This window comes from Kitasatospora sp. NPDC015121 (assembly GCF_055562955.1).
In genome coordinates this window covers 1-15,417 of the sequence record NZ_JBVHEH010000063.1, presented here as the reverse complement: position 1 = coordinate 15,417, position 15,417 = coordinate 1, and the positions used below count along the sequence as shown (strand labels likewise).

Genomic DNA, 15,417 nt, shown 5'->3' with positions numbered 1-15,417 from the left:
GCCCGCCCGCCGGGCGGCGCCGCCCCCCCCCCGGGGGGCGCCCGGCCCCGCCCCCCCCCCCCCCCCCCCCCCCCCCCCCCCCCCGGGGGGGGGGGGGGGGGGCGCGGGCCCCCCCCCCCCCACGGCGGGGTGGGTCAGTACTGGCGGTTGGGCAGGGCCGCGGTGGCCTGCTCGGGGGTGAAGGTGCCCTCCTCGGTCTTGATCCGGCGCGGCACGCTCTCACCGGCCTTGACCTTCTTCACCAGCTCCATCAACTGGTCGCCGAGCAGCGGGTTGCACTCGACGTCGTAGTTGATCTTGCCCTGGCTCATCGCGGTGAAGGCGTCCTTGACGCCGTCCACCGAGACGATCTTGATGTCGGTGCCGGGCTTCTTGCCGGCCTCCTCGATCGCCTGGATCGCGCCGAGCGCCATGTCGTCGTTGTGCGCGTACAGCACGTCGATCTTCGGCTGGGACTTCAGGAAGGCCTGCATGACCTCCTTGCCCTTGGCGCGGGTGAAGTCGCCGGTCTGCGAGGCGACCACCTTGAACTTCGACTCGCCCTTGATGGCGTCCGCGAAGCCGGACTTGCGGTCGTTGGCGGGCGCGGAGCCGGTGGTGCCCTCCAGCTGGACGATGTTCACCTCGCCGGAGGCGGCCGCGTACTCCTTGACCAGCCAGTCGCCGGCCTTCTTGCCCTCCTCGACGAAGTCCGAGCCGAGGAAGGAGGCGTACAGCGACTCGTCCTTGGAGTCCACCGCGCGGTCGGTCAGGATGACCGGGATGTGCGCGTCCTTGGCCTCCTTCAGGACGGTGTCCCAGCCCGACTCGACCACCGGCGAGAAGGCGATCACGTCGACCTTCTGCTGGATGAACGAGCGGATCGCCTTGATCTGGTTCTCCTGCTTCTGCTGCGCGTCGGAGAACTTCAGCTCGATGCCGGCCTTCTTCGCCGCGTCCTGGACCGACTTGGTGTTGGCGGTGCGCCAGCCGCTCTCGGCGCCGACCTGGGAGAAGCCCACGACGAGCTTGTGGCCGGAACCCTTGTCGGCGGAGCCTGAGCCGCCGCCGGAACCGCAGGCGGTGAGGACGGCGACCATCGCGCCGGCGACCAGGGCCGCCGCAGCTCTCTTGGACATGTGGGGAATTCCTCTCGGGATCGTCGATCGCACGGACGGCGGGGCCGACCGGCGTTCACGGGGGTGAGGAGCGAGACGACCGGGGCAGGGCGCGACCGGGGAGAGGCGCACACCATCTCGTCCGTGTGAACTCGGTGTGGCGGCGCCGTTTCGCTTGAGGGAGATTGTTAGCGCTCACATTCACTGCCGACAAGCCAAGTCACCGCCCGTTACCCAATCTTGACCGGCCCCCGCCCCGCCCCGGAGCGGCGGCGGACCCCGTTTCCGCAGCTCGGGACGGGCGAGTGCCGCCCCACCCGCCCGCACCCGGCCGGCGCAGGCCGCCCGCACCCCGCGGCGACCGGGTGCGCCCGTCCTTGACACCCCCTCCTCACCAGTGCTTTTCTCCGTGCCACGGGCCGGATCCCCCCTTGTTGTGAGCGCTAACAGACACCCCCCGGCTCCCCCGCCCGGGGCCGGCTCACGCCGACCGAGGCCCGGGCCGCAATCCGCCGCGGCCCCGGGGCCGAGGTCGGCCGGGGGCCCCCCCCCCCCCCCCCCCCCCCCCGGGGGGGGGCCGCCCCCCCCGCCCGGGGCCCGGGCCGCCCCCCCCCGCGCGGCGGGGGCCCCCCCCCCCCCCGGCCCCGACCCACCCCACCCCCTTGAGAAGGTGCACATGAATGCTCGCAGTGGGGCCCGCCGGGCCCCGCACGGGCGAGGCCGGCTGTCGCGGCCGGCCGCGGTCCTGTCGGCGGTCCTCCTGGCCTGCTTCCTGACCGTCGTGGACGGCGGCGGCGCCCGGGCCGCGACCGTGGACACGGCCAAGTGGTACGTGCTGGTGAACCACAACAGCGGCAAGGCCCTGGACGACTACGACTTCGCCACCGCCAACGGCTCCCCGGTCGTGCAGTGGACCCGCTCCGGCAACCAGGCCCAGCAGTGGCGCTTCCTGGACTCCGGCGGCGGCTGGTTCCGGCTGCAGAACCGCAACTCCGGCAAGGTGCTGGACGGCTACAACTGGTCGACCGCCGACGGCGCCGACTTCGTCCAGTGGAGCGACCTGAACGCCGCCAACCAGCAGTTCAGGCTCGCCGACTCGGCCGACGGCTACGTCCGGCTGCTGAACCGCAACAGCGGCAAGGCGCTGGAGGTCCAGGGCGCGTCCACCGCCGACGGCGGCAAGGTCGTCCAGTACACCGACTGGGGCGGCGCCAACCAGCAGTGGCAGCTGGTTCCGGTCACCGACGCCCCCGCCGGGACGGGCTCCCTCCCCTCCACCTTCCGGTGGAGCTCCAGCGGGGTGCTGGCCGGCCCGAAGCCCGACGCCGCCCACACCGACGTCGCGGCGATCAAGGACTTCTCGGTCATCCGGTACAACGACAGGTGGATCGTGTACGCGACCACCGCGAGCGGGACGGCCGGCTGGAGCCTGGAGCAGTTCAGCTTCTCCGACTGGTCCCAGGCCGCCGCCGCGACCCCCGTCTACCTGGACACCACCCCGGTCGGCAAGGGCTACCGGGCCGCCCCGCAGGTCTTCTACTTCGCCCCGCGGAACCTCTGGTACATGGTCTACCAGACCGGCCCGCCGACCTACTCGACCAGCACCGACCCGAGCAACCCGGCCGGCTGGTCGGCGCCGCGGACCTTCCTCGGCAGCGAGCCGGCCGTCGTGACCCAGAACAAGGGCAAGGGCACCTGGATCGACTTCTGGACGATCTGCGACAGCACCGACTGCTACCTGTTCTTCGCCGACGACAACGGCCACATGTACCGGGCCCGGACCACGCTGGCGAACTTCCCCAACGGCTTCGGCGACACGCAGCTGATCCTGTCGGACGCCCCCGACAACCTCTTCGAGGCCTCCAACGTGTACCGGATCCAGGGCCGTGACCAGTACCTGATGGTCGTCGAGGCGATCGGCTCCACCGGCCGCCGCTACTTCCGCTCCTGGACCGCCCCGAGCCTCACCGGCACCTGGACCCCGCTCGCCTCCACCGAGGCCGAGCCGTTCGCCGGGCGCGCCAACGTCACCTTCCCCGGCGGCGCGTGGACCCAGGACATCAGCCACGGCGAGATGGTCCGGGCCGGCAACGACCAGACCCTGACCGTCAACCCGTGCCACCTCCAGTACGTCTACCAGGGGCTGGACCCGGCCGCCACCGGCGACTACCTGAAACTCCCCTACCGGATGGGCCTGTTGACGCAGACCAACAGCACCTGCTGAACCCCGCCCGGTGGGGGCCGGGGCACCCGCCCGGGCGCCCCGGCCCCCACCGGGCAGCAGCCCGCCCCCCGATTGTTAGCGTGAACAAACGGAACGGGTACCCTTCTGGAACACCGGCGCGTGACGCCACCCCCGCTCCCCCCGCACCGCACGGGGCGGACCGGCCGCGTCCGGTGTGCCTTCGCGGTCGGTGAGGAGTGGAAGACGTTGGGGACCGAAACGGCCAACCCGGAGGCGCGGCAGCCCGTGATGGCGGACGTCGCGAAACTGGCCGGGGTGTCCCACCAGACGGTGTCACGGGTCCTCAACGGCGCCCCGCACGTCCGCCCCGGCACCCGGGACCGGGTGCTCGCCGCCATCCGGGAGCTCGACTACCGGCCCAACTCGGCGGCCCGGGCCCTGGTCACCCGCCGCTCGCAGACCCTCGGCGTGGTCAGCTTCGAGTCCACCCTGTACGGGCCCGCCTCGATGCTGGACGGCATCGAACGGGCCGCCCGCAGCGCCGGGTACTTCGTCAGCGTCGCCAGCCTGCGCTCGCTGGACAGCCGCTCCGTCCAGGAGGCCGTCGACCGGCTGCGCGACCAGGGCGTCGAAGGGGTCGTGGTGGTCGCGCCGCAGACCTCGGCCGTCAGCGCCGTCGCCAAGCTCTCCAGTTCGGTGCCGGTGGTGGCGGTCGGCTCGGGCGCCCGCTCCAGCATCCCGACGGTCACCGTCGACAACCGCTCGGGCGCGGAGGCCGCCACCCGGCAGCTGCTCGACCTCGGTCACCGCACCGTCCACCACCTGGCGGGCCCGCCCGGCTGGCTGGAGAGCCAGGACCGGCAGGAGGGCTGGCGGCTGGCCCTGAAGGCCGCCGGCGCCCCGGTGCCGGCCGTGGCGGTCGGCGACTGGAGCGCCCGGTCCGGCTACGAGGCGGGGCAGCGGATCGCCCGGCTGACCGACGTCACCGCCGTCTTCTGCGCCAACGACCACATGGCCCTGGGGCTGCTCCGCGCCCTGCACGAGGCCGGCCGCTCGGTGCCGGGCGGCATCAGCGTGGTCGGCTTCGACGACATCCCCGAGGCCGCCTACTTCATCCCGCCGCTCACCACCGTCCGGCAGGACTTCGGCGAACTGGGCCGCCGCGCCCTGGAACTGCTGGTGGCCGAACTCGGCGGCGCCGGCCACCCGGTCACCCGGGTGCAGATCGCCCCCGAGCTGGTCCTGCGCCGCAGCGCGGGCCCGGCGCGGCGCGCCTGAGCCCTCCTCCCGCCGGACGCGACGCGCGCCGGGCGGGTCGGACAGGCCGCTCAGGCAGCTCAGGCCGCGGCGGCCAGGTCGGCGCGGCCGAACAGCAGGGCGTAGCCGCGCGGCAGCCGGGCCAGCAGCCGGTCGGCGAAGCCGGGGCCGGCCAGGTCGGCCAGCGCGGTCAGCACCGAGGAGGCGTCCCAGCGGGCGGCGGCGAGGCTGGTGGCGAGGGAGCGGGCGAGCGCCTCCACGAAGGCTGGGGCGCCGACGGGCGCGGGCAGCGGGATCTGCTCGGCGAACACCCGGCGCAGCGAGGCGGGCAGGACGGCGGCCAGGGCGCAGCGCTCGTCGCCGTCGAGCTGGGCGCCGAGCTGGGTCAGGACCGCGGTCAGGACGCGCTCGGCCTCCTGGTCGGTGGCGTAGCGGCCGGTGGCGCGGACCTGCTGGACGAGGCGGCGGTGCCGGGTCATCGGTGGTGCCTTCCTGGGAGGGCCGTCGCTCGGCGGGCGCGGCGGCGGGTTGCGGGTGGGGTAGGCGCGGGGGTCAGGCGGGCTGCCGCTTCGCGTGGGAGGGCCGGTGCCGGGGGATCGGCGGGCGGGTCGGGGCCGGGTCCGCGAGGGTCTCCAGTCCGGTGAGGCGGAGCAGCCGGGCGACGGGGGCGCCGACGCCGCGCAGGCGCAGGCGTCCGCCCGTCCGGTCGCAGAGCCCTCTGGCCTCGACGAGGACGCGCAGTCCCGCGCAGTCCATGAACGTCACGTCCGAGAGGTCGAGCACCACGTCGGGGTGCGCGGCCAGCCCTCGGCGGAGTTGGCGGCGCAGGCGGGGGGCGGTGTCGGCGTCGATCTCGCCGCGGGCCCGCACCAGGAGGGGAGTCACCACTCGTTTCACCATGGCACCGCTCGCTGTTCGTTCGGTCGGCCGCCCGGCCCCGCGGCGCGCGCCGCGGGGCCGGGCGGGGGTTCAGGCGCGGATCTGCCTGCGGGTGCCGCTGTGGCCGACGGCGACCTTGCGGGGCTTGGCCTTCTCCGCGACCGGGATGCGGAGCGTCAGCACACCCTGGTCGTAGTCCGCCGTGATGCCCTCGGGGTCGAGGGTGTCGGAGAGCATCACCTGGCGCGAGAAGACGCCCAGGGGGCGCTCCGTGAGCTCCCACTTGACGTCCTCGGTCTGCGGGTGGGGGCGCCGCTCGGCCTTGACGGTCAGCATGTTCCGTTCGACGTCGACGTCGATCGCGTCCGGGTCCACTCCCGGAAGGTCGAAGTGGATCACGTACTCGTCGCCGGCCCGGTAGGCGTCCAGCGGCATCGGGGCCGGACGCGACCAGGTGCCGTTCGCACCCGTGAACTGCTGGGTGAGACGGTCGAGTTCGCGGAACGGGTCGGTGCGCAGCAGCATCGCGAAACACCTCCTGTGGGATCAAAGGGTGCCGGTGCACATCACCTGGAACCATTGTAGCACGTCGTCCATCCGATGACAAAGGGGAAACGTCATCGTTAGGATGACGTCATGAGTGAGAAGCCGACACCGCCCGACACCCCCCTCGGCGAGGCCGGCGAGGCCGGTGGGCCGGTCTCGCCGCTCGCCGCCGTCGCGGCCCTGGCCGCCATCGAGGAAGCCGTCCACCGCGCCGCCGCGCCCGGGCCCCGGGAGCGGCGGGAGCCACCGGAGCAGGGGGACGGCCCGGCCCCGGCCCTGGCCGCCCTGCTGCTGCTGCGCGAACTGCGGGCCCGGCTCGCCGGCTGGGAGGCGGGGCTGGTGGAGAGCGCCCGCGCGGACGGGGCCACCTGGGCCGACCTCGCCCACCCGATGGGGGTGGCCAGCCGCCAGGCCGCCGAGAACCGCTACCTGCGGCTGCGCCGCGCCGGGGAGGGCGGCGCGGGCACGGGCGCGGAGCGCGTCAAGGCGGTGCGCGACCACCGGGCCGCCGCCCGGGCCGTCTCCGCCTGGGCCCGGGACCACGCCGCCGAGCTGCGGGTCCTGGCCGCCCAGCTCAGCGCCGCCGGGCTCGGTCCGGACGCCCGCCCGGCCCAGGAGAGCCTCACCGCCGCCCTCGGGACGGCCGACGCGGCCGACCTGCTCGCCCCGCTCACCGATCTGCGCCCGCACCTGGGCCGCGACCAGGCGGAGCTGGCCGCCCGCCTCGACGACCTCGCCCACCGCACCGGCCACCTCCGCGCCGCCAGCGACCGCCGCCGCGCCTGAACGCCACCGGTCCGCCGGCCGGTGGGCCGGTGGGCCGACGGGCGGGCGGGCGGGCGGAGGCTTCGGCTCAGCGGGGCGGGCGTCCAGTCGGTGAAGGCCGCGCCGCCCGGGTCGAGCGCGACGGCGCGGCTCTGCTGATGGGCGGCGGGAGCGGTGGCGGTGCCCCGGGAGCCGGTGACGCGCCGCTGCTCCGGGGCGTGCGGGCCCGCGACGATCTCGGCGGTGGTGAAGTTGCGGTGCCCCTGCCGGGCAGTGAACGCCTGCCGGAGCAGTTCGCCCCGGCCGACCGCCCGGATCCGCGCGGCGCGCAGGCGTTCACCTGTGCGACCGGGACCAGCTGGTCGGAGGTGGCGTGGAGGGACGGCACCGGGACGCCGAGCGAGGTGGCGGTGGAGCAGCCGGCCGGGCGTTTCACCTGGACCGCGTCGCCGCCCTCCCGGACGGGCGGGCCGGACATTCTCCCGGGCCGCCTCGCGGGGGTCCCCCAGGAACGGCGGGGCCGCCTCGCGCGGCACCGGTCCGCGCGGGGCGAGCGTGCCGAGCGCGAACAGGCGCGGGCCGACGTGGTGGACGCCGTCGGCGTCGCGCTCCAGCGCGCCCCGGGCGGCGGGCTCGGACAGCGGGCGGTGCGCGGTGGGCGGCGGCAGCCCGGCGCGGCGGCTGATCCCGGTGGGGGCCGGGGCGGGCGCGGCCCGGTCGAAGGCGGCCGGCACGGACAGCAGCCGACCGGCGGCGTCGGGGGCCGGGGTCGGGGGAGTCATGGGCGCGACCGCGGGGCGCCGGAGCGCGTCCGCACAGGGGCGGGCGCGGCGGGCGTGACCAGCACGGACCGGGTCCGGCGGGCCGGGGGCACCGACCGCCCGGGTCCGTCCGGCCCTGAGCGCGCGTCAACTCCTTTCCTTTGACCACCTCTTGACGCGCCGCCCGCCCGGCTGGCTTCATTGGGGCGGATGGGAGCGCTCCCACATTTGCGGGCTCCCACCACGCGTCCCCCTCCCCCACCACAGGAAGGCTCCCACCCGTGCCTCCGATCCCCTCCGGCCGCGGGCTGCCCCGGCGCGCGGCCGCCCTGCTGACCGGCCTGGCCCTGGCCGCCGGCGGCCTCACCGCCACCGCCACCGCGCTCGCCCCGGCCGCCGCCGGTGCCGCCACCGCCGGTACGGCCGCCGACTTCCCCGTCCGGGTCAACCAGGTCGGCTACCTCCCGGACGGCCCCAAGCGGGCCACCGTGGTCAGCTCGGCGACCGCCCCGCTCGCCTGGCAGCTGCGCGACTCCGCCGGTGCGCAGGTCGCGGCCGGCACCACCACCGTGCACGGCGCCGACCAGGCTTCCGGCCAGTCCACCCACCTGGTGGACTTCGGCGCGTACACCGGCACCGGCAGCGGCTTCACCCTGGTCGTCGGCGGGCAGGCCAGCCACCCGTTCGACATCTCGGCCGCGCTGTACGACGGGCTGCGCGCCGACAGCCTGAACTTCTTCTACCAGCAGCGCAGCGGCATCGCGATCGACGCGGCCCTCGCGGGCGGCGGCGCGTACGCCCGCCCGGCCGGGCACCTGGGGGTGGCGCCGAACAAGGGCGACACCAGCGTGCCGTGCCAGAGCGGGGTGTGCGACTACCGGCTGGACGTCCGGGGCGGCTGGTACGACGCCGGCGACCAGGGCAAGTACGTGGTCAACGGCGGCATCGCGACCTGGGAGCTGGTCAACTCCTTCGAGCGGGCCCGCCGTTCGGGCGGCGACGCGGCCCTCGGCGACTCCACGCTGCGGGTGCCCGAGCGCGGCAACGGGGTGCCGGACGTGCTGGACGAGGCCCGCTGGGAGCTGGACTTCCTGCTGCGGATGCAGGTCCCGGACGGCAAGCCGCTGGCCGGGATGGCCTTCCACAAGATCCACGACGCGCAGTGGACCGGCCTGCCGACCCGCCCCGAACTCGACGACCAGCAGCGCGAGCTGCACAGGCCGTCCACCGCCGCCACGCTCAACCTGGCCGCCACCGCGGCCCAGTGCGCCCGGGTCTACGCACCGTACGACGCCGCCTTCGCCGCCCGCTGCCTGGACGCGGCCCGCCGCGCCTGGACGGCGGCCAGGGCCAACCCGAACGTGCTCGCCCCGGCCACCGACAGCACCGGCGGCGGCGCCTACGAGGACGCCGACGTCTCGGACGAGTTCTACTGGGCGGCGGCCGAACTCCTCGCCACCACCGGCGAGTCGCAGTACCGGGACGCCGTCACCTCCTCGCCGCTGCACACCAAGCCGGTGGACGCCTTCTGGTGGGGCGGCACCGCGACGCTCGGCCGGATCACCCTGGCCACCGTGCCCGGCGTGGCGCTGCCCGCCGACGACGTGACCCGGCTGCGCGGCCTGCTGACCACGGCCGCCGACGGCTACCTGTCCACCATGGGCGGCCAGGGCTACGCGGTGCCGCTCGCCCCCGACGGCTACGTGTGGGGCTCCAACAGCTCGGTCGCCAACAACGCGATGGTGCTGGCCGTCGCCTACGAGCTGACCGGCACCGCCCGCTACCGCACCGGCGCGCTGGAGACGATGGACTACCTGCTGGGCCGCAACGCCCTGGACCGTTCCTACGTGAGCGGCTACGGCGAGCGCGCCTCGGAGAACGAGCACCACCGCTTCTGGGCGCACCAGAACGACGCCTCGCTCCCGCACCCGCCGGCCGGCTCCTTCGCGGGCGGCCCGAACTCCGGCCTCCAGGACCCGGTCGCCGAAGCCCAGTTGACGGGCTGCGCCCCGGCGGCCTGCTACGTCGACGACATCGGCTCGTACTCGACCAACGAGGTGGCGATCAACTGGAACGCCTCGCTGGCCTGGCTGGCCTCGTTCGCCGCCGAGCGGCGCGCGGCCCCGGCGCTGCCCGCGGTGCAGGTGACCCCGGCGGCGGTGACCGTCCCCGAGGGCGGCTCGGCGTCGGTGGCGGTGCGGCTCTCGGCCGCGCCCGCCCAGAACGTGACGGTGACGGTCGCTCGCACCTCGGGCGACACCGACCTGTCGGCGGCCACCACCGCGCTGGTCTTCACCCCCGCCAACTGGGCCACCGCGCAGCAGGTTCCGCTGTCCGCGGCGCAGGACGCGGACACCGCGGCGGGCAGCGCGCTGTTCACGGCCGGCGGCTCCGGCGTCCAGTCGGCGACCTTCACGGCCACCGAGGCGGACGACGACAGCGCGCCCGCGGCGTCCTGCGCGGTGGCGTACAAGGTGGACAGCTCCTGGAGCAACGGATTCACCGCGACGGTGACGGTGAAGAACACCGGCGCCTCGACCCTGGCCGGCTGGACGCTCGGCTGGAGCTTCGGCGGTGACCAGCGGATCACCAACGCCTGGAACGCGACGGTCTCCCAGTCCGGCGGCGGCGTGACCGCGCGGGACGCCGGCTGGAACGGCACCCTGGCGCCCGGCGCGAGCGCGAGCTTCGGGTTCCAGGCGACGTACTCCGGCGCCAACGCGGCGCCGGCCCGGTTCACCGTGAACGGGGCCGTCTGCGCCTGACCGACCGCGTCCGGGCAGCGCCCGGCCGTCTGCCCGCCGCACCGGCACGGTGCGGCGGGCAGACCCTTTTCCGCGGCGGGCCGAGGTGGACACTAGGCGGCGGCCGCGCGCGACGTCAATGGAAACTTACGGAAATCAGGCAGAAACTTCAGCCGATCGTGCGTAGCCACTGGCCAGGTCAGTTCAGCGGTGCCTGGCCAACTTTCGGCCGCTGCATGCCCATTGACTGGAGCGGATTCGGCTGACTAGCTTCTTGATTGTTCGAAACAATTCCGAAACTTTCGAACCCTTCCTCTTCCCATGACTCCGAGGAGTTCCTCGTGAAGCTTCGCCGTACGCTCGTGGCCGCGGCCGCGACGGCCGTCGTCCTCCCGCTCGTCCCGGCCGCGGTCGCCGCCGCCGCCCCGGAGAAGAAGCCCGCCCCCGCCGCCGACTCGCTGCGCGCCCTCGGCGACCGGCAGAAGCTGGGCATCGGCACCGCCGTCGACGACGCCCACCTGGGCAGCGACCAGCCGTACACCGCGCTCGTCGCGGACCAGTTCTCGGTCGTGACGCCGGAGAACGCGATGAAGTGGGAGTCGGTGGAGCCCACCCGCGGCAGCTACGACTGGGCCGCCGCCGACCGCCTGGTCCGGTTCGCCGGCGAGCACGGCCAGCAGGTCCGCGGCCACACGCTGCTGTGGCACAACCAGCTGCCGTCCTGGCTCACCACCGGCGTGGACGGCGGCACCATCACCAAGGACCAGCTCCGCGAGATCCTGCGCAAGCACGTCACCGACGAGGTCACCCACTTCCGCGGCAGGATCTGGCAGTGGGACGTCGCCAACGAGGTCTTCGCCAACTCCTGGGACCCCAACCCGCTGCCCAACGGCCTCAACGGCGACGACTTCTGGATCAAGAACCTGGGCGAGGGCGTCGTCGCCGACGTCTTCCGCTGGGCCCACCAGGCCGACCCGAAGGCCCTGCTCTTCTACAACGACTACAACATCGCCGGCCAGGACGGCAGCAACGCCAAGTTCCAGGCCGTGCACGACTTCTTCGCCGAGCTCGTCGCCCAGGGCGTGCCGGTCGACGGCATCGGCGAGCAGGGCCACCTCGACACCCAGTACGGCTTCGACGGGCAGCGCTTCCAGGCCGACCTCCAGGCCTACGCCGACCTCGGCCTGAAGGTCGCCGTCACCGAGGCGGACGTGCGCACCTTCGTCAACAACGCCACCGAACAGGTACCCACCAGCCAGCTCGCCGCCTTCGCCCAGCCGTACGAGTTCTCCCAGATGCTGACGGCCTGCCAACTCGTCGACCAGTGCGTCTCGTTCACCGCGTGGGGCGTGTACGACGGCGACTCGTGGATCCCCGGCACCTTCGCGGGCACCGGTTACGGCCTGCTCTACGACGTCGACATGCAGCCGAAGCCCGCCTACTACGCGCTCCGGCAGGACCTCGCCCTGGCCGCGGGCGACGCCCGCCACCACGGCGGCAGGAAGTAGCACCCGCCCCGGGCGCCCGCGGGGGCGCCCGCCCCGAGCAGCCGGCCCGCAGGAGCGCCCACCCCCACGGGGAGCCCCTGCGGGCCGGCCCGCTGCCGCCGCGCCGCCCGCGCGGCGGCGGGAAGGGGCCGGCCGGGTCGCCCCGGCCGGCCCGCGCGCCGGGTGTCAGCCCAGCTTCCACTGCTGGTTGGTGCCGCCGCTGCAGCTCCACAGCTGGACGGGCGTGCCGTCGGCGGTGCCCAGCCCGGCCACGTCCAGGCAGAGGCCCGACTGCACGCCGGTGACGGTGCCGTTCGCGTTGACCCGCCACTGCTGGTTGGGCTGGCCGTTGCAGGACCAGACGATCACCTTGGTGCCGTTGGCGGTGCCCTTGGCACTGGCGTCCAGGCACAGGGTGGCGCCGCCGACGGTCACGGTCAGCTGGTCGGCGGCGGTGCGGGTCCAGGTCTGGGCGGCGGCGCCGGTGCAGCCGGCGATCTGTTGCTGGGTACCCGCCGCCGTGGCCGGGTCGGTCAGGCACTTGCCCGCGGCGACCGCGCGCAGCGGGCCGGCGGCCGGGGCGGGGGCGGCGTCCAGGCCCATGAAGCGGACCGCTTCGGCGGCCATCGCGGTGCCCTTGACCGGCAGTTCGTGGCCGGCCCCGACGATGCTGTACGCCTCGACCCGGGTGGTGCCCGCGCCGTCGGCGTAGCGGGTGCGGTTCCAGTTGGCGGCGGGGGTGTCGGCGGCCGACGGCGTCTGGCTCACGCCGAGGACGTCGGTCCACTGCTTGACCTCCTCGCCGAGGTTGTTGGCGTTGAGGGTGGTGTCGGCGGTGCCGTGCCACAGCTGCACCCGCGGGCGCGGGCCGGTGTAGCCGGGGTGGGCGGCGCGCGCCAGGGTGCCCCACTGCTGGGCGGTCATCGAGACCCTGCCCTGCGCGCAGGCCGAGTTCCAGGCGCGCACCGTGCCGGTGGCGAAGCAGTGGTGGGGCACGCCCATGAACGCCGCGCCGGCCTTGAAGACGTCCGGGTAGTCGGCGAGCATCACGTTGGTCATCATGCCGCCGGAGGACTCGCCGGTGACGTACACGGCGTCGGCGTTGCCGCCGTAGTGCTGCTCGGTGTAGGTGATCATCGACATCAGCCCGACCGGGTCGCTGCCGCCGCCCCGGGTGAGCGCCTGGTCGGAGGAGACGTCCCAGCAGCTGCCGGCCGGGTTGCTGGAGGGGTAGACGACCAGGAAGCCGTACCGGTCGGCGAGTTGGGCGAAGTCGGTGCTGGAGTACATGTAGGGGCCGTTGCCCTGGCAGCCGTGCAGGGCGAGCAGGATCGGCGGGTTGGGCTTGACCGAGGCCGGCACGTACAGGTGCATGAGCAGGCCGGTCGGGTTGGCGCCGAAGCCGGTGACCTGGACCAGTGAGGCCGCGGCGGCGCGGGGCGCCGCCTGCAGGGTGAGGCCGAGGGCGAGGGCCAGTACGGCGAGGACGCCGACCAGCCTGGACACGGACGAGTGGATGCGGGGCATGGAGCCTCTTCCGTCGGGAGGGCCAACGGCGTGAGGAGGTTCCGGCGCCACCACGGATGAGCGTCGATGCTACCCGTCGCGGGCGCCGGCTGTCGCCGGCCGCCGGCCGGGGGCAGCGGCCCGGCCACCCCCGGCACCGCCTCCCACCTGGGCTTCCGCCGGTCGGCGGGACCCGCCGCCGGGGGTGAAAGTTGCAGGCCGGGCACCGGACGGGGCGCGGCCGGGGCGGGAAGACCGGCCCGGACCGATCGCTGCGCGCAGTCTTGACAACCCGTAACGCCTGATACACATTTCACCGGGGCGACCGCGGAGAGGCGCTCATCCCGGCTGACGAAATTGTTAGCGCTAACAGCATGATCGGGGGTCCGGCGCCCACCCTTCCCCTCGACCGACCGCCTCTCCCGCACCCGCCCCACGTGCCCCGCCCGGCAGGAACGGCCCGGCCGGGGCACGGGCCCGCACGACCGCCGGCCGGAGGCACTCGGCCTCCCCGGCGCGCACTCTCCTCCCCCACCCAAGGAGAACGATCCGTCATGCCACGGCTCCACCGGAAGAACCGGTTCCGCACGGCCCTGACTCCCGCCGCCTGCGCGGCGCTCGGCCTGGTCACGGTGCTCACCGCCGGCCCCACCGCCCAGGCCGCCGGAGCGACCACGCTCGGCGCCGCGGCGACCGGCAGCAACCGCTACTTCGGCACCGCGGTCGCCTCGGGCCGCCTCGGCGACTCGACGTACGCCACCATCCTCGACCGGGAGTTCAACATGATCACCCCGGAGAACGAGATGAAGTGGGACACCGTCGAGCCCTCCCGGGGCTCGTTCAACTTCGGCCCCGGCGACTCGATCGTCAACCACGCCGCCGCGCACGGCCAGCGGATGCGCGGCCACACCCTGGTCTGGCACTCCCAACTGCCCAATTGGGTCGGCTCCATCGGCGACGCCACCACCCTGCGCGGCGTGATGAACAACCACATCACCCAGGAGATGTCCCACTACAAGGGCAAGATCTACGCCTGGGACGTGGTCAACGAGGCCTTCGCCGACGACGGCAGCGGCCGGCACCGCCCCTCGGTGTTCCAGAACCTGCTGGGCAACGGCTTCATCGAGGAGGCGTTCCGCACCGCGCGGAACGTCGACCCGGCCGCCAAGCTCTGCTACAACGACTACAGCATCGAGGACTGGTCGTCCCCCAAGACCCAGGGCGTCTACGCCATGGTCAAGGACTTCAAGTCCCGCGGCGTGCCCATCGACTGCGTCGGCTTCCAGAGCCACTTCGGCAGCGGCGGCGCGCCCGCCAGCTTCCGCACCACGCTGTCGAACTTCGCCGCGCTCGGCGTCGACGTCCAGCTCACCGAGCTCGACATCGCCCAGGCGTCCTCCGGCGCGTACGCCGGCGCCGTCCAGGCCTGCCTCGACGTCGCCCGCTGCACCGGCATCACGGTCTGGGGCATCCGCGACAGCGACTCCTGGCGCACCGGCGAGAACGCGCTGCTGTTCGACAACAACGGCAACAAGAAGGCCGCGTACGGCTCGGTGCTCACCGCGCTGAACAACGCCGGCGGCAGCGGCACGCCCAGCGGGGGCATCGTCTCCGGCACCGTCTACACGCTCACCGACGTGGCGGCCGGGCGGGTGCTGGACGAGCCCGCCGGGCAGAACGGCAACGGCACCCAGCTCCAGGTCTGGGACGCCAACGGCACCGCGGCCAACCAGCAGTGGCGGGCCACCCAGAACAGCGACGGCAGCTACACCCTGACCAACCTCGCCAGCGGCCGGGTGCTGGACGAGCCGGGCGGCCAGACCGGCAACGGCACCCGGATGCAGGTCTGGGACGCCAACGGCGGTGCCAACCAGCACTGGCGGGCCGGCCGCAACGGCGACGGCTCCTACACCCTGCTGAACGTCGCCAGCGGCCGCGCCCTGGAGATCCCCGGCGGCCAGACCGGCAACGGCTCCCCCGTCCAGGTCTGGGACTCCACCGGCGGCGCCAACCAGCACTGGAACTTCAAGTGACCCGGGCCGCGCCCGGCTCCGGCTCCCGCACCGGGCGCGGCCCGTTACGGCGGCCCCGGCGCCGGGGGCGCCGGGGCGCCCCCGGCCGGGCGGCCCCCCCCCCCCCCCCCCCCCCCGGGGGCCCCGGGGCCGCCCCCCCACCCGCCCCCGGCCCGGG

11 protein-coding genes are annotated in these 15,417 nt (G+C 74.5%); 6 read left to right on the top strand and 5 right to left on the bottom strand.

Annotated features, from left to right (window positions below):
* Positions 1-134: 134 nt before the first annotated feature.
* A complete protein-coding gene (locus tag ACZ3J7_RS39900; RefSeq protein ID WP_465628306.1) occupies positions 135-1,118 on the bottom strand; it encodes an ABC transporter substrate-binding protein in 984 nt (327 codons plus the stop codon).
* Positions 1,119-1,773: 655 nt separating this feature from the next.
* On the opposite strand from ACZ3J7_RS39900, the gene ACZ3J7_RS39895 reads away from it, so the two are divergent.
* Together ACZ3J7_RS39895 and ACZ3J7_RS39890 are read left to right on the top strand one after the other, a co-directional pair.
* A complete protein-coding gene (locus ACZ3J7_RS39895) occupies positions 1,774-3,321 on the top strand; it encodes a non-reducing end alpha-L-arabinofuranosidase family hydrolase (RefSeq protein ID WP_465628304.1) in 1,548 nt (515 codons plus the stop codon).
* Positions 3,322-3,528: 207 nt separating this feature from the next.
* Positions 3,529-4,560 carry a LacI family DNA-binding transcriptional regulator gene (locus ACZ3J7_RS39890; protein WP_465628302.1) on the top strand — a complete coding sequence of 344 codons (1,032 nt, stop codon included), beginning with the start codon at positions 3,529-3,531 and terminating at the stop codon, positions 4,558-4,560.
* A 59-nt stretch (positions 4,561-4,619) separates the two neighbouring features.
* Here ACZ3J7_RS39890 and ACZ3J7_RS39885 read toward each other — a convergent pair whose 3' ends face one another.
* The 3 genes from ACZ3J7_RS39885 to ACZ3J7_RS39875 form a co-directional block, all read right to left on the bottom strand.
* On the bottom strand, positions 4,620-5,018 hold the full coding sequence (locus tag ACZ3J7_RS39885; protein ID WP_465628300.1) for a DUF2267 domain-containing protein: 399 nt from the start codon (positions 5,016-5,018) through the stop codon (positions 4,620-4,622).
* 73 nt (positions 5,019-5,091) lie between these two features.
* The gene (locus ACZ3J7_RS39880; RefSeq protein ID WP_465628298.1) at positions 5,092-5,427 is read right to left on the bottom strand and encodes an STAS domain-containing protein; all 336 of its coding nucleotides are present in this window, start codon (positions 5,425-5,427) and stop codon (positions 5,092-5,094) included.
* Between the two features lie 81 nt (positions 5,428-5,508).
* A complete protein-coding gene (locus ACZ3J7_RS39875; RefSeq protein ID WP_465628296.1) occupies positions 5,509-5,943 on the bottom strand; it encodes an Hsp20/alpha crystallin family protein in 435 nt (144 codons plus the stop codon).
* A gap of 111 nt (positions 5,944-6,054) precedes the next feature.
* On the opposite strand from ACZ3J7_RS39875, the gene ACZ3J7_RS39870 reads away from it, so the two are divergent.
* The 3 genes from ACZ3J7_RS39870 to ACZ3J7_RS39860 all read left to right on the top strand — a co-directional run bounded on the left by ACZ3J7_RS39870 (position 6,055) and on the right by ACZ3J7_RS39860 (position 11,742).
* Positions 6,055-6,750 (top strand): hypothetical protein, encoded by a 696-nt coding sequence (locus tag ACZ3J7_RS39870; RefSeq protein ID WP_465628294.1) that lies wholly within the window; start codon positions 6,055-6,057, stop codon positions 6,748-6,750.
* A 1,021-nt stretch (positions 6,751-7,771) separates the two neighbouring features.
* On the top strand, positions 7,772-10,255 hold the full coding sequence (locus ACZ3J7_RS39865) for a glycoside hydrolase family 9 protein (RefSeq protein WP_465628292.1): 2,484 nt from the start codon (positions 7,772-7,774) through the stop codon (positions 10,253-10,255).
* Positions 10,256-10,575: 320 nt separating this feature from the next.
* Entirely contained in the window at positions 10,576-11,742 is a 1,167-nt protein-coding gene (locus ACZ3J7_RS39860; RefSeq protein WP_465628290.1) for an endo-1,4-beta-xylanase, read from the top strand.
* A 165-nt stretch (positions 11,743-11,907) separates the two neighbouring features.
* Here ACZ3J7_RS39860 and ACZ3J7_RS39855 read toward each other — a convergent pair whose 3' ends face one another.
* Positions 11,908-13,248, bottom strand: a complete 1,341-nt coding sequence (locus ACZ3J7_RS39855; RefSeq protein WP_465628288.1) for an extracellular catalytic domain type 1 short-chain-length polyhydroxyalkanoate depolymerase — start codon at positions 13,246-13,248, stop codon at positions 11,908-11,910.
* A 533-nt stretch (positions 13,249-13,781) separates the two neighbouring features.
* On the opposite strand from ACZ3J7_RS39855, the gene ACZ3J7_RS39850 reads away from it, so the two are divergent.
* Positions 13,782-15,260 (top strand): glycoside hydrolase family 10 protein, encoded by a 1,479-nt coding sequence (locus ACZ3J7_RS39850; protein WP_465628286.1) that lies wholly within the window; start codon positions 13,782-13,784, stop codon positions 15,258-15,260.
* Positions 15,261-15,417: the final 157 nt, after the last annotated feature.

Excerpts from the sequence above, each read along its gene's own strand:
- ACZ3J7_RS39875 (WP_465628296.1), bottom strand. The coding sequence starts at position 5,943 with ATGCTGCTGCGCACCGACCCGTTCCGCGAACTCGACCGTCTCACCCAG.
- ACZ3J7_RS39885 (WP_465628300.1), bottom strand. The coding sequence starts at position 5,018 with ATGACCCGGCACCGCCGCCTCGTCCAGCAGGTCCGCGCCACCGGCCGC.
- ACZ3J7_RS39895 (WP_465628304.1), top strand. The coding sequence starts at position 1,774 with ATGAATGCTCGCAGTGGGGCCCGCCGGGCCCCGCACGGGCGAGGCCGG.
- ACZ3J7_RS39850 (WP_465628286.1), top strand. The coding sequence starts at position 13,782 with ATGCCACGGCTCCACCGGAAGAACCGGTTCCGCACGGCCCTGACTCCC.
- ACZ3J7_RS39855 (WP_465628288.1), bottom strand. The coding sequence starts at position 13,248 with ATGCCCCGCATCCACTCGTCCGTGTCCAGGCTGGTCGGCGTCCTCGCC.
- ACZ3J7_RS39900 (WP_465628306.1), bottom strand. The coding sequence starts at position 1,118 with ATGTCCAAGAGAGCTGCGGCGGCCCTGGTCGCCGGCGCGATGGTCGCC.
- ACZ3J7_RS39870 (WP_465628294.1), top strand. The coding sequence starts at position 6,055 with ATGAGTGAGAAGCCGACACCGCCCGACACCCCCCTCGGCGAGGCCGGC.